24 protein-coding genes and 1 riboswitch are annotated in these 21,654 nt (G+C 36.2%); of the genes, 14 read left to right on the top strand and 10 right to left on the bottom strand.

Annotated elements, in window-relative coordinates; genetic code table 11:
• Positions 1–91: 91 nt before the first annotated feature.
• A complete protein-coding gene (locus ABH966_RS25515; protein ID WP_370083391.1) occupies positions 92–328 on the bottom strand; it encodes a hypothetical protein in 237 nt (78 codons plus the stop codon).
• A gap of 269 nt (positions 329–597) precedes the next feature.
• On the opposite strand from ABH966_RS25515, the gene ABH966_RS25520 reads away from it, so the two are divergent.
• From ABH966_RS25520 to ABH966_RS25535, 4 genes are read left to right on the top strand one after another with little or no spacing between them, the layout of a single operon-like run.
• Positions 598–1,248, top strand: coding sequence for a copper amine oxidase N-terminal domain-containing protein (locus ABH966_RS25520; RefSeq protein WP_370083392.1), 651 nt, complete (start codon positions 598–600; stop codon positions 1,246–1,248).
• A gap of 12 nt (positions 1,249–1,260) precedes the next feature.
• Positions 1,261–1,503, top strand: a complete 243-nt coding sequence (locus ABH966_RS25525) for a hypothetical protein (protein WP_370083393.1) — start codon at positions 1,261–1,263, stop codon at positions 1,501–1,503.
• 13 nt (positions 1,504–1,516) lie between these two features.
• Positions 1,517–2,416 carry an FAD:protein FMN transferase gene (locus ABH966_RS25530; RefSeq protein ID WP_370083394.1) on the top strand — a complete coding sequence of 300 codons (900 nt, stop codon included), beginning with the start codon at positions 1,517–1,519 and terminating at the stop codon, positions 2,414–2,416.
• Positions 2,417–2,968: a ferric reductase-like transmembrane domain-containing protein gene (locus ABH966_RS25535; protein WP_370083395.1), complete on the top strand. Its 552-nt coding sequence runs from the start codon at positions 2,417–2,419 to the stop codon at positions 2,966–2,968.
• 56 nt (positions 2,969–3,024) lie between these two features.
• Here the strand turns inward: ABH966_RS25535 and ABH966_RS25540 are convergent, their stop codons facing one another.
• Positions 3,025–4,260 (bottom strand): sensor histidine kinase, encoded by a 1,236-nt coding sequence (locus ABH966_RS25540; protein ID WP_370083396.1) that lies wholly within the window; start codon positions 4,258–4,260, stop codon positions 3,025–3,027.
• The gene (locus tag ABH966_RS25545) at positions 4,260–4,931 is read right to left on the bottom strand and encodes a response regulator transcription factor (protein ID WP_370083397.1); all 672 of its coding nucleotides are present in this window, start codon (positions 4,929–4,931) and stop codon (positions 4,260–4,262) included. The genes ABH966_RS25540 and ABH966_RS25545 overlap by 1 nt, the downstream gene beginning before the upstream one ends.
• Positions 4,932–5,094: 163 nt before the next feature.
• Here ABH966_RS25545 and ABH966_RS25550 point away from each other — a divergent pair, with 163 nt between their 5' ends.
• Positions 5,095–5,985, top strand: a complete 891-nt coding sequence (locus tag ABH966_RS25550; protein WP_370083398.1) for a DMT family transporter — start codon at positions 5,095–5,097, stop codon at positions 5,983–5,985.
• Between the two features lie 36 nt (positions 5,986–6,021).
• Here the strand turns inward: ABH966_RS25550 and ABH966_RS25555 are convergent, their stop codons facing one another.
• A complete protein-coding gene (locus tag ABH966_RS25555; RefSeq protein ID WP_370083399.1) occupies positions 6,022–6,708 on the bottom strand; it encodes an ArsR/SmtB family transcription factor in 687 nt (228 codons plus the stop codon).
• 91 nt (positions 6,709–6,799) lie between these two features.
• Between ABH966_RS25555 and ABH966_RS25560 the strand changes: the two genes are divergently transcribed.
• The 6 genes from ABH966_RS25560 (at position 6,800) to ABH966_RS25585 (ending at position 11,008) form a co-directional block, all read left to right on the top strand.
• A complete protein-coding gene (locus ABH966_RS25560; RefSeq protein ID WP_370083400.1) occupies positions 6,800–7,108 on the top strand; it encodes an antibiotic biosynthesis monooxygenase family protein in 309 nt (102 codons plus the stop codon).
• A 39-nt stretch (positions 7,109–7,147) separates the two neighbouring features.
• Positions 7,148–7,978, top strand: a complete 831-nt coding sequence (locus ABH966_RS25565) for a CbrC family protein (protein ID WP_370083401.1) — start codon at positions 7,148–7,150, stop codon at positions 7,976–7,978.
• Positions 7,979–8,385: 407 nt separating this feature from the next.
• Positions 8,386–9,492: a PA2928 family protein gene (locus ABH966_RS25570; protein ID WP_370083402.1), complete on the top strand. Its 1,107-nt coding sequence runs from the start codon at positions 8,386–8,388 to the stop codon at positions 9,490–9,492.
• 138 nt (positions 9,493–9,630) lie between these two features.
• Positions 9,631–9,948, top strand: a complete 318-nt coding sequence (locus tag ABH966_RS25575) for a PadR family transcriptional regulator (protein ID WP_370083403.1) — start codon at positions 9,631–9,633, stop codon at positions 9,946–9,948.
• Entirely contained in the window at positions 9,948–10,493 is a 546-nt protein-coding gene (locus ABH966_RS25580) for a DUF2812 domain-containing protein (RefSeq protein WP_370083404.1), read from the top strand. Before ABH966_RS25575 ends, ABH966_RS25580 begins: the two co-directional genes overlap by 1 nt.
• A gap of 356 nt (positions 10,494–10,849) precedes the next feature.
• Positions 10,850–11,008 carry a DUF3951 domain-containing protein gene (locus ABH966_RS25585; protein ID WP_370083405.1) on the top strand — a complete coding sequence of 53 codons (159 nt, stop codon included), beginning with the start codon at positions 10,850–10,852 and terminating at the stop codon, positions 11,006–11,008.
• Positions 11,009–11,614: 606 nt separating this feature from the next.
• On the opposite strand, the gene ABH966_RS25590 is transcribed toward ABH966_RS25585, so the two are convergent.
• The 5 genes from ABH966_RS25590 to ABH966_RS25610 all read right to left on the bottom strand — a co-directional run bounded on the left by ABH966_RS25590 (position 11,615) and on the right by ABH966_RS25610 (position 15,390).
• Positions 11,615–12,895 (bottom strand): Na+/H+ antiporter NhaC family protein, encoded by a 1,281-nt coding sequence (locus tag ABH966_RS25590; RefSeq protein ID WP_370083406.1) that lies wholly within the window; start codon positions 12,893–12,895, stop codon positions 11,615–11,617.
• Positions 12,896–13,003: 108 nt separating this feature from the next.
• Positions 13,004–13,111, bottom strand: a riboswitch (SAM riboswitch).
• Between the two features lie 238 nt (positions 13,112–13,349).
• Complete coding sequence (locus ABH966_RS25595) at positions 13,350–13,697, bottom strand: hypothetical protein (protein ID WP_370083407.1); 348 nt, start codon at positions 13,695–13,697, stop codon at positions 13,350–13,352.
• A 30-nt stretch (positions 13,698–13,727) separates the two neighbouring features.
• Positions 13,728–14,057, bottom strand: a complete 330-nt coding sequence (crcB, locus tag ABH966_RS25600; RefSeq protein ID WP_370083408.1) for a fluoride efflux transporter CrcB — start codon at positions 14,055–14,057, stop codon at positions 13,728–13,730.
• The gene (gene crcB, locus ABH966_RS25605) at positions 14,054–14,416 is read right to left on the bottom strand and encodes a fluoride efflux transporter CrcB (protein ID WP_370083409.1); all 363 of its coding nucleotides are present in this window, start codon (positions 14,414–14,416) and stop codon (positions 14,054–14,056) included. The genes crcB (ABH966_RS25600) and crcB (ABH966_RS25605) overlap by 4 nt, the downstream gene beginning before the upstream one ends.
• A 548-nt stretch (positions 14,417–14,964) precedes the next feature.
• On the bottom strand, positions 14,965–15,390 hold the full coding sequence (locus ABH966_RS25610; protein ID WP_370083410.1) for a VOC family protein: 426 nt from the start codon (positions 15,388–15,390) through the stop codon (positions 14,965–14,967).
• A gap of 565 nt (positions 15,391–15,955) precedes the next feature.
• On the opposite strand from ABH966_RS25610, the gene ABH966_RS25615 reads away from it, so the two are divergent.
• On the top strand, positions 15,956–17,698 hold the full coding sequence (locus ABH966_RS25615; protein ID WP_370083411.1) for an ABC transporter ATP-binding protein: 1,743 nt from the start codon (positions 15,956–15,958) through the stop codon (positions 17,696–17,698).
• Positions 17,695–19,428 carry an ABC transporter ATP-binding protein gene (locus ABH966_RS25620; RefSeq protein ID WP_370083412.1) on the top strand — a complete coding sequence of 578 codons (1,734 nt, stop codon included), beginning with the start codon at positions 17,695–17,697 and terminating at the stop codon, positions 19,426–19,428. Before ABH966_RS25615 ends, ABH966_RS25620 begins: the two co-directional genes overlap by 4 nt.
• A 43-nt stretch (positions 19,429–19,471) precedes the next feature.
• Here ABH966_RS25620 and ABH966_RS25625 read toward each other — a convergent pair whose 3' ends face one another.
• The gene (locus ABH966_RS25625) at positions 19,472–19,843 is read right to left on the bottom strand and encodes a hypothetical protein (RefSeq protein ID WP_370083413.1); all 372 of its coding nucleotides are present in this window, start codon (positions 19,841–19,843) and stop codon (positions 19,472–19,474) included.
• Between the two features lie 175 nt (positions 19,844–20,018).
• Here ABH966_RS25625 and dacB point away from each other — a divergent pair, with 175 nt between their 5' ends.
• The gene (gene dacB / locus ABH966_RS25630) at positions 20,019–21,452 is read left to right on the top strand and encodes a D-alanyl-D-alanine carboxypeptidase/D-alanyl-D-alanine endopeptidase (RefSeq protein WP_370083414.1); all 1,434 of its coding nucleotides are present in this window, start codon (positions 20,019–20,021) and stop codon (positions 21,450–21,452) included.
• Positions 21,453–21,654: the final 202 nt, after the last annotated feature.

A 21,654-nucleotide genomic window follows, 5' to 3' on the forward strand; every position in this document is an offset into this window, starting at 1 on the left:
GTACAAACTCAAGCAGCATAATTTTTAAAAACGTAAGTTTTCTTAATAGGAGCAGTCTAAGCTCTTGAAAAAAGTGATTTATGAAATTGATTCAAATAGTATCATTTGTATAAATGAATATTTTTCGTTCAAGATATTCTAAATAAAATATATTGGAATAAGGAATTTTTTCTTGTTCGTTTTTGGATGTAGACTTTGCTAGTAAATAGTTGTCGGAGCTTTTTTCAAGAGTTGATACGATATCTTGAATAAAAGACGTTACTTTGTGAATGTTAAATGTACATGATTCTTCTTTAAGTTTTTCTATAATTTTAATGTTAACCTTCATTTAAGACATATTTTCCTTTCAAAATTGGTTGTTAGTAATTTAAAGTGAATGTAAAGAGTATATCAAATGTTACGCTGATTTTTATAATTGTAGGATAGTTTTTACCAAGATATACAAAAGAATCATAGATTTATGAACTAAGCTATTTCTAAGCAGAGGAATCTGTCCGTAGAAATGGCTTTTTATTGTATGTAAAAATTTGTTTGAAAAATTCAGTCTTATATCATTTTTAAAACCTACAATGAAGTCAAAGGAAAGGAGTAGTGTAGATGAAAATGAAAAAAATTAGTCTTGTTGTAGTTCTTATATTGACAGGTTTTATAACAAATGACGTAGTCGTACATGCAGATGATCACGAACATAAAGATAAAAAACATGAAAAGTATAAAGAATATAAGGACTATAAAGACGACGATGATGATGACGATAAGAAATATTACTATGACGATGAAGAAGAAGGGGAAACTTATTATTTTCAAGACGCAGTAAGTGCGAAAGGTACTTGGAATATTTGGACACGAACAGTTGCTGCAGATAAAGAAGTGCTACCTTTTATAAACTCTCAAAAAGTCACGTTAAAGGTAGAAGGGACAAATAAGGAGCTAAGCTTTTTTATTGTACCAAAAGACGGTGAATTTTTTGTACCGGGTAAAGCAGTAGCACAGGCCCTAGGAGCAAAAGCGACATTTTACAAAGAAAGTAAAATTTTAGACGTCCGAAATGGAGCAAATGAATTAATTTACCGAGCAGGAACTAACGTTGTTTATGATAACAATGTGAAAACACCATCTCCTGCACAAGTATTTTACATGAATGAAGAATTATATGTACCGATTAGTACAATAACGAATGGCTTAGGCTATATAGCAGAGTGGCAAGAAAATAATCAAACATTTGTCTGCCAACCAATTACGAATTAGGGGGGAAGCACTATGAAAGATCCGAAAAAGGCAAAATGGGTATTAGGGGCGTCAGGGATACTTTTATCTGCAGCGATACTAACCCAAATTAACAATCCAACAGAAGCCGAAACTACACGTACAAAAAATATTCAGGAAGTAGATCAGAAAAATATGACGGAAAAAGAAAAAGAACTAGCTCAGCTGGATTGGACAAACTTTGAAATGACAAGTCAGCCTGCTGTTAAAAGCGAGCGCAAAACGAAAAGAACTTAATGGAGTTGGTCGTGTGGATACACTAACTTTGCAAATAATGAATACTGAATTTTATATAGCTATGCCAAAAGGTGTTTATTTCGTATGGAAAGATAAAGCGGAGAAATGGCTTCAATACGTAGCAAAAGAATGGTCAAGATTTCAAGCGAATAATGAATTATCACAACTAAATGATTTGAAAATTGGAGAAACGCTACGCATTAATTCGTTACTGTATGATTGTTTAATGCAAGCAAATCAATATTATCAACTTTCTAACGGTTTATTTTCACCGTATCTTAAACGCCAATTAGAACAGCATGGCTACAATCAATCTTTCCCATTTGATTCAGCTAAAAGCAAGGTATTTCAGAACAAACCTCTTATTGCTAATCAACCATTTCAATTTCTAGGCGATGAGCAAGTCATGAAGGTAGCTCAGCAGGAAATTGATTTAGGTGGATTTGCCAAAGGGTATGCCATTGAAATATTGGCGAAGTGGCTTGAGCAAGAGATATCTCCCGATTTCGGACTAATAGATGGGGGAGGGGATATGAAAATGTGGTCTTCTGGGGAAAAAACTTGGACAATTGGTGTTGCAGATGCCTGGGATATCGACAAGGAAATTAGCTCCATCAAAATGAAAACAGGTGCTATCGCTACATCCAATCGAGTGTATCGAAGCTGGATGCAAGGATCCATGAAGAAACATCATTTATTAAACGGACAAACAGGTGAAATAGCTAATACAGAAGTCTTACAAGCTTCAGTCGTAACGTCCTCATTATGTGATGCAGAGGTTGGTGCCAAACTATGCTTTCTTATGGATGAAGGTGAATTGCAGCAATGGTTCGAAAATAATTGTCAACAAAGTGCCCGCTTCATTGTTAAAGAAGGGCAAGTAGCAAACTGGAGAATGACGGGGGTGAAATAAATGATCATCAGTACGTGGGAATGGATTCGATTATTAGGGTTTTTAGCGTATTTTTATTTTACAATTTCCATTATATTTGGTTTGTTGAGAAAAGCAGCATTTGTCAAATCCCATAAAAACTTAATTTATCATATACATCAAAATGCTGGATGGCTAGGATTAATTACCGTAATTGCGCATATGTTAGTGCTTTTAATCGATCATTATCAGCCTTATAGTATAATGGGGATTTTAATTCCGTTCTCCGCTAAATATCAGTCTCTACCATCGGCACTTGGAACAATAGCATTTTATTTATTTTTAATGGTAGTCATGACATCGGATTTATGGATTCGAACAATGAATCGCTCGTTATGGAAAAAGCTACACTTTCTTGTGTTACCAGCATGGGCATTATCACTTGCTCATGGAGTGTTAATAGGAACGGATACAGAAAATACGTTGATTATTATGTTTTATGTAGTTTCTGGGGGAATTACCATGTTAGTGCTGGTTGCAAGAACAATAAGCCAGTTCATGAAAAAAGTAAATATTTCAACGTCACAACAATAATTAAGAGGAAGCGGGGCTGTTTTAAAAAGCCCCGCTTCCTTTATGTTGAATAATGTTTATATTGGGAATTCAATATGAAATGTAGTGCCTTTATCGACTTTACTTGTCGCATAAATTTCCCCCTCATGCTGCTCCACTATTGCTTTTGCTATGGCAAGACCTAAACCAGTACCATTTCGTTGACGAGCAGCATCACTTCGGTAAAATCGCTCAAACACTAAAGGTAATTCCTGTTCAGTCATACCAACGCCGCTATCAGCAACAGTAATTTTTACAGAATCTCTATTTTTTAAAAGCGTCAGTGTTATTGCTCCACTATTTGTATATCTTATCGCATTGTCTAAAAGAATATAGAGCAGCTCTTGTATCTTTGAAGCATCACCAAGCAGCTCGATGTTTTCTTGGATTTCAGTAGAAAACTGTATGTCAGGAGGCATAATCCTTTGAAATTTCGTGCTCACTTTTAGGAGTAATGTTGATAATGGTATGCTTTCTTTTTGAATGGAAACCTGCTGCTGATCGTGTCTTGCTAAGAACAGCAGTTTATCTATGAGCTCTTTCATTATTTCAGCCTCATCTTTTAAGTCCACAATTAATTCCTTCCCAAAAGGGCTTAATTGCTTTTCTTCTTCCAATTCTAAAATTTCAAGTGAACTATAAAAAATACTTAATGGTGTTCGTAATTCATGGGAAGCATCGGATACGAACTTTTTTTGTTTATCGAACGACCATTGAATAGGGACCATCGCTTTACCAGCTAAATAATAGGCCAATAGACCGATTAAGATCGTAGAAATACAAGTTAATACTATTAGTAAATACTTTGTCATCTGGAAAAAGTGATGCTGTGACGTCACAGATTTACCAACGAAAATATAGCCTGCTACAGTATCATCGTTGTAAATTGGCTTTTTCAAAATTAGAAAATGCTCTTCTTGCCATTCATAATGTTGTATGAGCTCCTCATCAGGATTTTCATTCCCAAACGCTTTTTCAATCTGATTCTTCAGACCCTTGTAAGATTCATCACCATGGACAAACTTATGATCTTTTGTGTAAATATAGTAAAAAAAACTGCGATTTGGGTCAAAATTTAAAGTTTTAGTGTCTGCATGAACATGTTCAAAGAAATCATGCTCTTGCTTACCATAAAAGTCTTCTAATTCGTTTATTTGTTGATTTTCCATTAATTTTACGAGGGAAAAGTATATAACAATAACGAATAGTGAAAATAACAATAAGTAAAGCGTTGCATACAAAAAGGATAATTTTTTTTTCGTTTTATGAAACATTAGTCTTCCCTCAGTTTATAGCCAATCCCTCTAACGTTTTGAATACGTGATTTGGATTGACCATCATCAATTTTTTTTCGAACAAGCTTGACTAAAGCATCTAAGGAATTATTCGAAACATCGTAATCGTAGCCCCAAATATAAATACAAATTTGTTCTCTAGTTAGTACACGACCTTTATTGATAAATAAATACTCCAAAAGTAAAAATTCATTTTTAGTTAGATCAACTACTTCATTATTGTACAAAAACACACGAGAATCTACATTCAGCTGTAATTGATCGATCTGGATGACCTGTTCTATCACTTTATCTTTTCTTCGTAGTAATGCGCGAACTCTTGCTAACAGTTCCTCTATTTTAAATGGTTTTACTATGTAATCATCTGCGCCACTATCAAGACCTTTAATGATGTCCTCTGTGTCGTCCTTCGCTGTTAGCATTAAAATACTACCATTGAATCCAGTGTTTCGTAGCTGCTGGCACACTTGAATTCCACTAAGGTGCGGCATCATCCAATCTAAAATAACAAGATCGTATTGTTCTGTAAGCGTATGGTCTAGCGCTTCCTGTCCATTCTCCGCTTCAGTCACATTATGAAATTCTTTCTTTAAAATATGAACGATATTTCTTCTTAACCGTGCATCGTCTTCTGCTAGTAATATTTTCAAAGCAGCTTCCTCCTATATACTATATTCAACTAAGTATACGCATATAAAAATGAAATGAAACTGAAAAAAGTTCCTTCCTCCATTATTGTATTCCATACTTCGATAAGAGTTGAAGTTTTTCCTGTCTATAATGTTCTTAAACATAGAAATAGGGGGACAAATAATGAATATTTATAAATTTACAGCATTGTTAGTTTTAACGACCTTTTTAATGGGATCTTCGTTTGCCATTGTTAAATTGGGATTGCCTTATGCATCTCCACTGTTATTGGCTGCACTCCGCTTTCTACTGGCAGGGATTTTGATGGCTGTCGTCGTATTAGCGTTAAAAAGACCTCATCCTACTTCAAAAGAAGGCTGGATGAAAATTTTAACGATTGGAGCATTTCAAACTGCGGGTGTAATGGGCTGTATTTTTTTAAGCTTACGGACAATTACAGCAAGTGAATCTTCTATTCTAACGTTTACGAATCCTTTGCTTGTAGTTATATTCGCTACAATATTTACGAAAGCACGTTACCGATTGTATCAATGGTGTGGTGTTTTCTTGGGGTTAATTGGTGTTACGATTACAATGGGTATACAGATTGAAGGTGAAATCGGCATTCTTTTTGGTTTTCTTTCAGCTGTTTTTTGGGCAATTGCGACATTACTAGCTAAAAAGTGGGGAGTATCATTTGATACATGGGTGCTTTCAGCCTATCAAATGCTTTTTGGTGGTTTACTACTTTTAATGGCAAGTTTCGTGTTAGAACAACCATTTTTTACTGTGAATGTTCATTCAGTATCCATTTTATTATGGCTTAGCATTTTCTCGTCAATTGTTCAATTTGCCGGCTGGTATTATCTTTTACAAAATAGTGATCCTGGAAAAACGAGTGCCTTTTTGTTTTTAGCTCCTTTTTTCGGCGTGATAACAGGCTGGATACTATTAAATGAACCATTAAAACCATCGCTAGTCGTAGGAGGGCTGTTTATAATTGTCGGTATTTATTTGGTGAACCGTAACTTTACGGCTAACGCAAAAAAAATATCCGCGGGGAGTCGAATATAGACTGTCCGCGGAAAGTAGGCAGAGCCCTGTGCTAGTTTATACATCTAACTGAAAAACGTCTTTAAAGCCAGCCCTTCCTTTTTCAGTCACTTTAATGGCACGAATAGACGGGACACGAGTCACCCAACCCAAACTTAAAAAATGTGTAAGCATTCCTTGACCAAGAGCACCAGCTAGATGATAACGTCGTTCACTCCAATCCAAACATGCATGGGAAAATGATCGACGCTTTCTTTTTAAATCATCTAAATCAAGACCGAAATCTATAAAAAATTGTGCACCTTCAGCTGTTATGAGAAACTGCTTTTCTTCTAGTTTTAGATAGCCTGCGTTAACCAAAGAGTCTGTTAATTGAACACCTAGTTTACCAGCTAAATGGTCATAGCAAGTTCTTGCACCTTGTAGTAATTTCATTTGGCTTGATTGTTTTAATGAGCGTACTTCAGGTGGTGGAGAAATCGCTAGGAAGGATTCTAGTAAATGAGCAATTTCTTCGTCTGCTAATTGAAAATATCGATGACGGCCTTGTTTCTCTACTTTCACAAGTTTACCGTCTACTAACTTTGCAAGATGAAAGCTAGCTGTCTGGGGTTTAATGGCAGCCATATAAGCTAATTCACTTGCTGTATGAAAACGACCATCCATCATACTAGCTAGCATCGTAGCTCTTGAAGTTTCTCCAAGGAGAGAAGCAATTTCAGCCATATTTGGATTAATACTCATTTGTCACAATCCTTTCTGCATTCCATATTTCGATTTTCATAAAAGTATTTATCGTTTACAATAATACATAAAAAGGTGGGAGTAAATAGCTATGGAAACATATTATGCTGTAATTTTTACATCACAAAGAACAGATGAGGATGGGGAAGGCTATGCCAAGATGGCAGAAGTGATGGACGAACTAGCACAAAAGCAACCTGGATTTCTTCGTGTAGAAAGTGCTAGAGATGCTGAAGGGAAAGGAATTACTGTATCCTATTGGGAGTCACTAGAGGCCATCCAAGCATGGAAAGAAAATTCAAAACATCTAGTTGCACAGCAATTCGGAAAAGAAAAATGGTACATGGAATATAACGTGGAAATTTGTACAGTCATAAAAGATTATTCTTTTACAATGTAATCGGGAAACGTCAAAACCAAATTTAGGAGAATTTAATATATGACTATTTTAGAAGAATGGCATGAACAAAGAAGAAATTTTAATCCTTCTGATCCAGCCAGTATTAATCAAATGCATGAGTTTAAGGAAAAAGTGAAACTTCAAGAGCAAACTGAAGGTAATTTTAGGATACTCGCAGACATCTACTGTATGCTTAGGATGTATTCGGATGCCTATAAGATTTTCACTTTAGTTATGGATGTAGGGAACAAGAAAGATCAGAAAAAATTTGGATCAATAAAATATTACATAGATAATCCGAATTGTGTGAAACCTTTGTATCCTTGTAAAATTAGAGAGGATAAAATAATTAAAACAATAATACCTAAATTTAAGTATTTGCCAGACCCATTAAAATCTAAAATCTTTGAAGCGGAAGAAGATGTAACTTGTGATTGCTGCGAACAGGAAGTAGATGTTTATTATACTGGAAGTATTTATGCTGTTGAAGAGGTTGATTATCTCTGTCCTACATGTATACATAGTGGTGCAGCTGCTAAAAAATACGACGGTTCTTTCCAGCAGGACTTACTAAATGATGAGAATGTTATAAATTCCAGTTTTACTGAGGAAGTAATGTGTAGAACACCTGGTTTTATTAATTGGCAAGGTAATAATTGGATGGCTCATTGCTCAGATTATTGTGCATTTATTGGCTATGTTGGCTGGAGTGAGTTAGTGGAGTTGGGCATTACAGAACAATTTGAAAATTATACTGGTTTTTCTATTGAAGAGTTATCAGAATCACTTATGAATAATGGGCATCATCAAGGGTATTTATTTCGATGCTTAGAATGTGGTCGCTATGTCCTTTATTCTGATTTTAGTTAAACGTGAAAAACAGTATATCTTCATTCAGTAGAAGACTCCTACCTCTTAAAGTGGTGAGATGAATGAGGATGTGGTTTCTTTTCAAGGTGTCCAAACATCTACTGAAATAGAGGAACTCAGTCTAAGAACGCCACGTCCTGTGGCAACGACTGAGTGACCAACATCGTATTGGCCTAAAGCCTCCGGTGGATGTTACGGATTTTTTAAAGGAATGAATAAAGGAAGTTAGCCTAAAACCTTCGCATCCAGCTAAAACGGCTAACTGACCTGCATCGGTAAAAACACCACGTCCTGTGGTATTACCGAAATGACCGACATCGTGTCGGCCCTCGTGCAGGCCTGGGCACAATTCAAAATCCTAACGCAATTACGCCGAGGCGAAATTGATCTGATGAGGGGGAGGAGAATTGGACAATTTTTTTCAACGTTATATAGATTCATGGCGTTTTAATGGTTGGTTTATCCACGATATCTTTTTAGGCATTGTCATTGGCGTTGGGCTTTTATTAGTATTGTATGCTTTGTTCAAACGCCGATTTAATTTTGCTCTTGTCATAACTTTTATCCTGTACGCTTTTTTAGGGAATCTTTTGATGATTGCCTTTGGTTTAGCTGGTCGAAGCTTCCCTATCAATTCAGAATCACCCATATATACAGATAATGCACAGAAAATTGCTGTCCAAATGGTTAAAGGATCTGAAAATAACGGTACAGGTAATGGCATTACGCAAATTATTTCACATCATCAAATTATTGCGATTAATTTGCAAACAGGTGAAAAACAGTGGACGAAATCTTCTTCAAGTAAAGAGACTTTAATAGGCAATTTTATGGGGGGACTTCTTGTTCATCATCGTGACGGTGAATACGGGAAACTTTCATTATTAGATATGAAAACGGGGAAAGAAAAGCTCTCTGAAAAAGAATTTACGGAAAAGCATAAACAGTTAATAGATGTTTTAGATATAGGTTCTCACAATATAGTTTTATTAGAGAATAATCTTTATTTAGAGGGTGTCGATGGGAACTTTTATCGCTTCGATGGCAAGAAATTAGCTGAAGATAACAAAGCTGAAAAATATCTTTCTACAAAATTTTTCATAGAATCCGATATTCCAGGTTATTTTGCTTCGCACAATCAACCGTTGGAGGATTATGAAGAGGTTCGAGAATTTAGCAGCAATGTATTAGCTGAACCTGCCATACAAGTATACAAGAATTTAGATCCTGCCGTATTAGATGTTGATTTGCAACAACAAACAGCTATTGTATCTTATCGACAAACGAAGCGAGAAAGTGCAGACAGTATCGTATTATTATATGACATGAAAAACCATCGCATTATTTGGGAAGAAAATATAGGTGTTGTTAACGCTGAGCAAAAAAATCCGGGTGTTCGTACATTAGAGAACTACTTTGCGATTCAAGCAGGAGATGAGTTTTTGTTGTTAGATAAGAACACGAAAAAAGAAATGTTCAGATATCAGCTACGTTGGAATCGCCCAGTTCAGTGAAAATTAAAGAGCGTAGAATTATTTATCCCCTCCAAGTAACGACTTGTGAGGGGGTTTTTTATAGAGTTGCTCTATATATCACAAAATGATATATTATTTAATGGTATATCATTTTGTGATATATTGGAGGTGTAGACAATGAAATCATTAGAGCAGTTAACAGATTCTGTTTTTTATATTATGGCTGCCTTAACGGAGCCTCGCCATGGTTATGCTGTCATGAGTTTAATAGAGGAGACAACAAAGGGGACTTTCGTAGTTGGTCCAGCATCCCTTTATACAATTATTAAAAAACTATTATCTGAACAACTTATTCAGCTACATGATGATTCGGATTCTCGGAGAAAGGTCTATGTCTTAACGGATAAAGGTCGAGAAATATTGCTCGAAGATATTGAAAGAAGAAAGGTCATGATTCAGTTGGCAGAGCAGGGACTACAAAGGGGGCAAAAATAGTGCGAAATAAGAGATATATGGCATCATATGGTTTAGCTTTTTTTGAGGAGCGCGATATGAAAGAATTAAGTGAAAAAGCGGCAAATGGGTGGCATTTAAAAAGATTTCGATGTGCTGGCTATGGGCTAGAGAAAGGTGAACCAGAAGACGTCATTTTTAGTATTGATTATCGTAAATTACCGAAGGATGAAGAAGAGGAGTATTTTGAGCTATTTGCTTACGGTGGCTGGACACATGTTTGTTCTAGTGCAGATATGCATATTTTTAAGGCAGCACCAGAAACTACACCCATATATAGTGACGCTGAGTCTTCTATTGATAAACTAGCGCGTCTTGCAAAGCCTGTAAACCTAGCTGCATCTATTTCTCTTGCTATAACGATGGTTTTGTGGATATTTATGATGTTTACCACTGGGACAATTCAACACGTTGCAGAGCAAGGATTTGAATATTCCTTTATTTTTACTGTTCCAGCAGTGATGACTTCTGGTGGAGTATACTATCATATGTGGAAGAACCTACGATTAAAATCAAAGCATATATAAAGAACGAACAGCTGAAGTTTATCAGCTGTTTTTTTCATGTTCGGTAAAATGAGGGGGTGGGTTTCTGTTTCAACTAGGCGATTTCGATGAGCCGCTTGGTCCAAGCGTAGTGTTATGAAGAAAAGATAAACTGAACCACAGGAAAAATTTGACTTCGTGCCGAAGTATTAGTATGTAGAATATAGATATCTAATTATTTCGAAAATAATTGGGGTGTTTTAGATCATTATATTACAATCTAGGCATGTCCAATGTTTGATGACAATATAATAGTACAGTTGCCTACATTAATTAGTAGTACACTTGCAAAGTAGGAAAACTATAACTAACTACTCAGTGAGAAAGGATAGGATGGAATGAATATTGGGAATAGTGTTGCGCTTATTGTAAGTCTGATTTTTTCAAGCATTTTGGTTCGGGCAATATATCGCGTTTTTGTGAAAAAGAAAGTACCTACTATGACCTATACACCATATGATGATGCCATGAATGGTAGAGGTAAACATGACAATTAAGTGAGTGGTTACAAACATCAAACAGTAAGCTGCAGGCTTCATGTAACTAATAGTATAAAATATGAGAATCTACTATTATTTCAATAAGAAATAATAGTAGATTATTTTTATTTTATCAATGATAAGATTTACGAAGGAATTTTATCCTGTATTTGGTATTATTTAATCAAGGGACAGTCAATAATTTTGTGTAAATGACAATCCAACCTTTTCGTATAGATCAAAGAATGATTTTGTTTTTAGGAAGGTTAGTTTCAGACATAGCCGAGGTTGATTATGTAGGTACAGCCCTTACTTTTCAAATGTGTATTGGTTTCTTACTTACTATATTTTCAATAAATCTAATCCCTATTATACTGAGGATCATTGGATGGGAGTGGATCTTTACAATATTAGCGATTGGACCTATTCTTGGAATTGGATTTATGTTCAAATATAGACGCTACGAAATAACTAATGAGAAAGTGTAATTGTAACTTTTAAGTATTATCTCTATCACAAAAAATGAATAGCCTCAAATAAAAAATCCAATCGTTTTGATTATTTCTTTCAAAACAATTGGATTATTTTAATGGTAAAACAATATTTTTTTTTAAGTGATGAAGCTCAGGCTTTCTTTTCTTTCGGGTATCCGATGAGGATAGCAATGGTTCCGCAAATTCCTATAAGGACTGGATAGAAAGAGTATTGCAGCATGCTCACTGGCGATATTCCGGCTACGCTTGCGGCTGCCAGGAATTGGGCTCCGTATGGCAGTAGACCTTGGATCGTACAGGAGAAAATATCTAATATACTTGCGGATTTTCTCGGCTCAATCTCATACTGTTCAGCAATATTTTTTGCAAGTGGACCAGCAATTAAAATAGCAATCGTATTATTGGCCGTAGATAAATTTGTTAAACCCACTAGGCCGGCAATGCCAAATTCAGCACCTTTTTTCGATTTAATCCTTTTTGTTGCAAGGTGAAGTAGAAAGTCAATCCCTCCGTTAAACTTAATAACCTCCACCATTCCAGCTATTAATATCGCAAGGAATGCCATTTCATACATGCCTGACATTCCTTCGCCGATCTTTTGAAAAAGGCTCATTAAGTGATAGCTGCCATCCGCTAAGCCAACAGCCCCGGCAAGAACAATCCCAGATGCCAGAACAAGGAAAACATTCATTCCAGCTAACGCTAAAATAATAACCAAAACATAGGGAACAATTTTTACCCAACTATAGCTTAAATGCTCCACTTGTGCAGTTTCACCCATTGTGATAACTCCTAAAATAAGGCTCGTTACAATAGCTGCCGGCAACACAATCCAAAAATTCACCTTAAATTTATCCTTCATTTGTGCACCTTGTGAACGAACGGCAGTAATTGTTGTATCTGAAATAAAAGATAAATTATCGCCAAACATCGAACCGCCAACAATCGCTGCCATTACTAAAGCCATGGAAAGGTCGATATGCTCGCTTATCCCAACTCCAATTGGAGCCAGTGCAACAATCGTTCCCACCGATGTACCCATTGATAGGGAGATAAAGCAGGCGATGATGAACAAGCCTACGACAAGTAAGTTTGGCGGAACGACCGATAAAGCAAAGTTTACAGTGGAGTCCACTGCCCCCATGCCTTTTGCTACCGCTGAAAAGGCACCAGCCAAGAGAAAAATAATGACCATCAGCATGACATTTAAGTTTCCTGCGCCTTTGCAAAAAATATCAACCTTTTGCGCAAACGATTCTTTTCGATTCATTGCCAAAGCCACAGCGCCTGAAATAGAAATGGCTACAATGACAGGGAAGGCGTAAAAATCACCTGTAATAACCCCTGAACCAATAAATAAAATTAAAAAAACAACAAATGGGATCAGCGCCCATGGATTCTCTTTCTTCATGTCTACCTCCAAAAAATAAAATTGGACACGTCTTTTGTCCATTCTTTTTACGATAAAAAGGCCTCTTCTTGTAACAACAAGAAGAGGCCTTATATCTATAAAACACTCCTCTTATCTATCAAGCCTTTGCCTGCTGGATTTGGCACAGTAACTTAAATCATAAGTTCCGCTGCCGAGATTTCATCGGGCCAGTCCCTCCATCTCTCTTGATAAGAAGCAAATATATTATTTTTTTCACAATAATAAATATTATAATAAAAAGTCGATTTTTGCAACATATTTTTAATCAAGCTTGGTTTAAAAGCTATATTAATTAAGGAAATTGAACAAGTAAGAGGTTTAGAGGATAGGAAAGCGTGAATTTTTGGTGTCGCTGTTTTTACGCAGCACAACTTGATTTAACAACTGAAAGGGGGAAAAAGGAGGCGCCCTTAGAATTGGAGGGGCGCCTCACCTAAAACATTTGTGGTAAAAATTCCGTCATAAAGCGTTGATTTTTACGTAGCCATATTTTTAAAATCATACGATGTGTTAGGAGGCGTTGTCTTTTTTGTGGTCTAGCCTTTGCTTCTATTAAACTTTGTAGTAGAGTGCAGGTTTCTGTTGCCAATCCTTGAGGATCAACGAGGACGTCAAGTTTATAATCAATTAACTGAGTAGCCTGAACCTTTGCAAGTAATTGTGCAAAGCGAGTATTCATTTCTGGAAAGTTTTCTTCTAGTTCTAAGTCGATTAAAGTATATAATGTTTGTTCAATTTCAGCTTCGAGCGCTTGTAATTGTTCAATGGACGGCTGTGTCAAAAAATCACCTCTAGTATTTCAAAAATGCTGCTACACAAGGACAAAGCCAAGTGCCGCGAAAAGTAAACCGAATAAAACTGTAGTGCATATATAAATAATCGCTTGCCTCCATTTTTTCTGCTCTAAGAGTTGCAAACATTCAAAACCAAATGTTGAAAAGGTCGTATATGCTCCTAAAAAACCAAGCCCTATAAACTGCCAAATCCAATCATTTGGATGTAATGCAAATAGAAAGCCAAGTGCAAAAGAACCCGTTATATTAATAAAAAATGTTGCCCATGGGTATGTATGGACAATCAATCTTCCTAGATAAAATCTTGTTAGTGCACCCAAAAATCCACCGATACCAATCATTATCATACGAAGCGCCCCTTTGCTAGTTTAAATCCTAGCCATGCACAAGCTAAACCGCCAAAAACACTTACAAAAATATAAAGAACGGCTTGTAGCCATTTACTATCCTGCAAAAGTAATAGCGTTTCTAAAGAAAATGTTGAAAAGGTTGTAAAAGCACCAAAAAAGCCAGTACCAATTCCTATAATAACAGGTGTTCGCTTTGTAAACGTTGTAAATAGCCATGCTAAACAAAAGCAGCCAATTAAGTTCATACAAAGTGTCGCAAATGGAAAACCACCGTTATTTGAAAGTACTAGACCAAGGCTATATCGACAGATGGCACCCAAAAATCCGCCGATTCCAACAGCTAAAAATGATTTCAAAGTAAAGACTCCTTATTAAAATGTCTATATTAAAAAGTGTATCATGAGATACCCATTTTAGATAATAGTTAGGCGTTAAATTAAAGTTGGGTGATAAATTAAAAAAGTTAGGCGATAAATTTAAAAATTAGGGCGATAAACCTTGAAATTGTTCCGATAAATTGATTTGGACCCTATCGAACTAGCTTTGTTCGACAGGGTCTTCCAGCGATGTTTCAATAACATGTTTTAATTGAAAAATAGAAGATTGTTGACTTTCGCTCTTCTTGAAAATAAAGACAGTTTCTATTATTTCGTTTAACTGCGGCAAACCATAATAGTAAATGTTGGAGTAGTAGTAAAGGTTAATTAGTTAACACAGCCAATCGTATTGTCTATTTGTAGGAATCAAGGACACTTCTTACCGATTTTAGTTCCTTCATCGTAAAAGGAACTTGATTCTTTTAGCCACTCTGCCATCGCACGTGTATACATATAGCATCTGCTTCACACAAGTAGTGTAACAGATGAACTTGTTTCTGCTGTTGCAATCATGTCATAATTTATTACTATGATTGATTATTAACATTGTCAATGACAGTATCGAAGTCTTTATTGGAATCGACACTTTCAGTTATTGTAAAAACATAACCATCTGGATCTTCTATCGTTAATTCTTTTGCATTCCATGGTTGAACTGTCGGCTGTTGAATGATTTTCGTTTTATTTTCTAGTGCAGCCAGATAAATACTATGAATATTATTAGAGAAAACATTAATAATGACAGAGTTAGAAGTGCTGACTTCTTCATCCTTTAATAACATTAAATCTTGATACTTGGCTCCTCTCAAATGTGTCATGGAAGTTGTTCCGTTCGCATCTGGGAAATCAAATACCGAATTGAAATTGAGTACGTTTGCATACCATTCCTTTGATTTTTCAATATTGCTTACTTTTAGCTTTACGAATAAGGGCATTTGATAAAATTCATTCATGTTTATTTCCTCCTTTAGGTTCATACAAACTAACCATAAAGGCTTACGTTGCGTTAAAGTCAATACAAAAAGTTATAGGTTTGAAATTCTAAATTTAAGGTGCCTAGTTTACTTTGTTCCAAGATTGTAATTGTAGTAATTCATTGCTTTAAAGCGTTAATTATTTCCTGAAAAACGTAAAAAATAACAGTTAGTTGGTTGACAAATATTTCTAAAGTGTGATAATCTTCAAGAACACTATAACAATCTTAAGTAGAGGAGGGCATGACGATGTTAATTTTACCAGTATCATATCAAAGCACAACTGCATACATTGTCCATGTCTTCTAACTTTTTTATTTTGCGTTGCAAATAAAGGGCATGGGTAACTCCTGACCTTTTATGAAGAGACACATGCTCTTTTTTTGGGTATGTGTCTTTTTTGTTGCAAAAAAGGGTTGTAGTGACAATGAAAAAGGAGTGCATGTGTATGCGAAACAAAGTACAAAAAATGATTTTCATCAAGGTATTTCTGGATAGTGGGTAGCACAGCTTTAACAGCACTAGAGAAAGAAGGTTATAACGTATGTTTGATGTTTTAAGTAAATTAGGCTGGTTTTTTAAGAAATATTGGAAGCAATATTCTATAGCTGTCGTGCTATTAATGATTGCGAGTGGCTTAGAAGTTGTTCCACCGTATTTACTAGGGTCAATTATTGATATATTGACTGCTGGAGAAATGACACCAGCTATTTTAACGAAGTATATTTTGATTTTCGTGTGTATCATTATTGGGGGTTATGCCCTTAATTTTGTGTGGCAATTCAGATTATTTGAAGGGGCTATTAACTTAGAGAAAATTTTACGTCGAAACCTTATGCAGCATTTTTTACGCATGACACCGACGTTTTATGAAAAAAATCGCACCGGGGATTTAATGGCACGTGCGACGAATGATTTAAACGCAGTGTCGTTGACCGCTGGTTTCGGGATTATGACATTGGTTGATTCCACAATCTACATGGGCTTTATTATTTTTGCCATGGGTTTTATGATTTCGTGGAAGCTTACTTTTTTTGCAATGCTGCCAGTACCGATCATGGCTATCCTTATTCAATATTTAGGGAAGATTGTGCACGAACGCTATATGAAGGCGCAGGATGTTTTTGGAGAGCTGAATGATAGTGTTCTAGAGTCGGTTGCAGGTGTGCGGGTTGTACGGGCATACGTACAAGAAAAAAAGGACGAAACAAATTTTGCAGAGATGAGCGAGATTGTGTATGAAAAAAATATGCATACCGCAAAAATTAACGCCTTATTTGGACCGATTACAAAGGTCGGTACGGGGATTAGTTATGTTGTAGCGCTTGGCTATGGTGCTCATTTAGTAGCAACAGAGGCTATGACAGTTGGGCAGCTTGTAACGTTCAATGTTTACTTGGGGCTAGCAGTTTGGCCAATATTTGCAATTGGGGAACTTATCAATGTGATGCAACAAGGTAACGCTTCTCTTGATCGTGTACAAGAAACGCTAAACTATGAGGCGGACGTTCGGAATATTGCGAATCCACGAATGATTTCGACACCAAGTGCAATTGGCTTTGATGATTTAACATTTCAATATCCAATGAGTCAGGTGAAAAATCTCCAGGAAATTTCGCTGTCATTGAAAAAGGGGCAAACACTTGGAATTGTTGGTAAAACAGGAGCGGGTAAAACGACCTTCTTACGACAATTATTACGCGAGTATCCAATCGGCGAAGGACAGCTATCGATTGATGGAGTCGATATTACTGCACAAACGAAGGAGCAGTTACTCGACTGGATTGGTTATGTTCCACAGGATCATGTTCTATTCTCACGTACTATTCGTGAAAATATTTTATTTGGGAAAGAGGATGCTACACAGTCTGAGTTGCAGCAGGCGGTTCGTGCAGCATACTTTGAAAAGGATTTAAAAAATTTACCAATGGGTCTTGAGACACTTGTTGGTGAAAAAGGTGTATCTCTTTCAGGTGGTCAAAAGCAACGTGTTTCAATTGCGCGTGCTCTTATTAAAGACCCTGAAATTTTAATGCTTGATGACTCGCTTTCTGCTGTAGACGCCAAAACAGAGGCAAGAATTATTGAGAATATACAGCGAGAACGACAAGACAAAACGACGATTATTACAACGCATCGTTTATCAGGAATTCAGCACGCCGATTTAATTATCGTGCTAGATGAAGGTCAAATTGTAGAGCAGGGAACACATGAGCAGCTTCTTTCACAACAAGGATGGTATAAAGAGCAATTTGACCGTCAGCAGCTAGAAGGAGGTGCCTCATGAGTACGAGTCAACGTTTAACACGCTATGCAATGTATTTTAAAAAACCGATACTACTTGGACTATTTTTCTTAACAATCGCCGTCTTTACGGAGCTTGTTGGGCCGTTTATTGCGAAGCATATCATTGATAATTACATGACAATTGGCCACATTGAATTAAAACCAATTACTTGGCTATTAGTTGTCTATTTACTTTTAGCAATAGCTACAGCTGTTTTACGCTATTTTATGTATATCTATTTACAAATGGGTGCCAACCGTGTTGTACAAAAATTACGTAAGGATGTATTTGAGCATATTCAAACATTGCCAATTCAATACTTCGATAATTTACCAGCAGGGAAAATTGTAGCCCGTGTCACGAATGATACCGAGGCTGTTCGTAATTTATATGTTCAAGTACTTTCAAACTTCGTTACGAGTTTAATTTCTATTGTAGGTGTTTATATCGCACTCTTCATTTTAAATTGGAAAATGGCATTCCTAGCGTTGACTATGGTACCAATCGTTTATTTATGGATGATTTTATACCGTAAAGTTGCTTCGAAATATAATGATGTTATTAGAACGAAAATAGCCGATATTAACGCAATGATTAATGAATCGATTCAAGGGATGACGATTATTCAAGCATTCCGCCGTGAACAGCAAATGACGAAGGAATTTGATGACATGAATAATGAGCATTATGCGTATGAACGCAAGCTGCTTTTCCTTGATTCGGCAACTTCCTTTAACCTTGTTAATGCATTAAGACTTACGATGTTTACTATTTTTATTATCTACTTTGGTACACAGTCATTTACGGCAACGGAAGTTATTTCTGCGGGGACATTATATGCCTTTGTTGATTATTTAACGAGATTATTTAATCCGATCACGAATATCGTCAATCAATTTTCTCAGCTTGAGCGCTCACTTGTAGCAGGAAAGCGTGTCTTTGAGGTGTTAGATATTAACGGGGAGCCGGTATCTGAAAAAAGTTTACCTCGATATAAAGGAAATGTGGTGTTTGAAGATGTTTCTTTTGCTTATAAAAATGATGAATACGTATTGAAAAACCTTTCATTTGAAGCACACCAAGGTGAAACCATTGCCTTAGTTGGTCATACAGGATCTGGGAAAAGTTCTATTATGAACTTATTGTTCCGTTTCTATGACCCATCTAAAGGGAAAATTACGATTGATGGAATTGATATCACTTCGGTTCCTCGTCAAACAATGCGTGAACATATGGGCATTGTTCTACAGGATCCATACTTATTTACAGGCACTATTGCTTCGAACGTTAGCCTGAATAATCCTAAAATTTCACGTGAAAAAATAGAAACCTCATTAAAAGCTGTTGGCGGGGAACGTGTTTTAGCGAACTTGCCAAATGGCTATGATGAGCCTGTTATTGAGAAGGGAAGCACACTATCGTCTGGGCAGCGTCAGTTAATTTCCTTTGCGCGTGCGCTTGCCTTTGACCCGGCTATTTTAATTTTAGATGAGGCTACTTCTAATATCGATACGGAAACAGAGGAGATTATTCAGCATGCGATGGATGTACTAAAAAAAGGACGTACAACATTCATTATCGCTCACCGACTTTCTACTATTAAAAATGCAGATCGTATTCTTGTCTTAGATCGAGGTAAGATTGTTGAGCGTGGCACACATGATGAGTTATTAGCGCAGGGCGGCATTTACGAAAAAATGTATCAAATGCAGGCGAATTCATTGCAATAAAATAAATGAAGCCCCACTCTATGAAAAAAGTGGGGCTTTCTATTTAAGATTTTACATTTTTAAAGACATTGACAACAAAGAACAGCACTGAAATTGCTACTGCGATACCGCCACCAGATACAAAGAGTTCAAATAACCAGCGCGGTACATCTATATAAACCATCATCATACCGACTAAGAGGAACGGCAATCCAATATTGTAAAACCAAAATTGTGCTTTGGCTAATCCTGTCTCGGCGGCATCTTTATATACGGAATAAATTAAACCGATTAAACCAGTTGTTAGCCAACCTACTACACCAATATGTGCATGTGTCGCCTTCCATTCGAGTTGAATTGTATAATGCATAAACAGTCCAAAGGCCAAAACAATCACTAAATATAAAACTGAAATCTTTATCCATTTAGCACCCATTTATAAAACAACTCCTTTCCCGAAATGATTTAGCTAGCTATTACAGTTTATTCTTGTCGAATAAAAAAGATGACACATTATTCTTTGTAAAATAAAAAAGTGTTTTATTGTAAAATGCTAATTTTTTCCGTAGAATAAAAGCGTGAAAAGTAGAAATTTGCCAATTGGAGGGTCTATGAAAAAGAAAATTAATTTTTTAATAATGATTTTAATGGTCTGTTACTCGACCATCATCTTTCCTGAGAAGGCAGGTGCTAGTGAGCAAATGATGACAACAAAAGTGAATAGCATTATTGCGAAGAATTGGAAGAACAACGAGTACAGCATTACCGTACGAGATATAGAAACAGGGAAAGTGCTCTACAATAATAATGGAGACAAAATGATACGTCCTGCTTCTACGCATAAGCTTTTAGTTAGTGCCGCTGCATTGGATTTATTAGGACCTGATTATCGCTTTGCTACGAAGACATATGTCGATGGATCAATTGAAGATGGTGTACTAAACGGTAATATTTATTTACAGGGCGGGGGAGATCCAACGCTTTTACCTAGTCATTTAGAGTCATTCGCCAATGGCCTGAAAAAAATGGGTATCTCTAAAATTACGGGTTCTTTAATCGGGGATGATACTTGGTTTGATGAAGATCGCTTACCGAAGGGTATTGTACCTCAAGAAGAGGATCAACCTTATGCTTCACGTATTTCAGCGTTAACGATTTCGCCAAATGATCAATATGATATTGCAAATGTGCAAGTGAAAGTGACAGGCTCAAAGGTTGGCACTACGGCTAATGTTCAGCTTGTTCCGTTTGCAAGTACTATCCCGGTTGTAAACAAAACAAAAATTGTTAAAAAGGGCGAGAAAAGTACTGTAAAAATTACAAGAGAATATGGTACAGATCGAATCATTGTAACGGGTAACTTACCAGCAGGTTCACAGAAAAGTACATATGTAACTGTCTTTAATCCAACCTTATATACACTCGATGTATTTCGGGAAAAATTAGTAGCAAAAGGTATCCAAACAATGCCTCTTGAAACAGGGAAGGTACCTGAAAATGCACAGCGAGTAGGTATTTCGTATTCAAAGCCATTAACTGATATTAACTTTAAATATTTAAAGCTAAGCATTAATGGCATGGGTGATATGTTGACAAAACAACTTGGACGAGAGCGACTCGGGGAAGGAAGCTGGTCGGCTGGCATCCAAGCAATTCGTACATATGGTAGTGATAATGGGCTTACTATGGATCAGTGGTATTTTGAAGACGGTTCAGGTTTAAGTCATCAAAATCGAGTTAATAGTATGCAAGAAAGTCTATTATTATATAAAGTTCGAAGTAAATCCTGGTATAACTCATATTTAGATGCATTACCGCATGCAGGAAGAAAGGGTAGCCTTGTTGGTGCGACTTTAGAAAATCGTATGAAGGGCTATAGTGTATCTGCTAAAACAGGCTATATTTCTGGAACATATTCTTTAAGTGGTTATGTAAAAGGAAAAAGTGGCAAGTGGTATATCTTTAGTATTTTGACACAGGCCAATAAAACTTCAGCTATCCCAACTATTGATGAAATTGTTAAACAGATTGCAAATGAAATGTAAGCTTAATTACTTGTATTAGCATGTGCAAAGACGATAAAGGTAAAAATCTCGGTAGTTCGCTTTTGTGATGATGAAAAAGCTATTCTACAAAACAATAAGCTATTTTTAAGAGGCTGGGACAAATGTGTTTCAGCCAACAAAAATACCGAACTATCCAATGAAACTCTCATGAAGTGTTTCGGAATAGTTCGGTTTTTCTATT

This window comes from Lysinibacillus sp. RC46, from assembly GCF_041262385.1.
Taxonomy (GTDB): domain Bacteria; phylum Bacillota; class Bacilli; order Bacillales_A; family Planococcaceae; genus Lysinibacillus.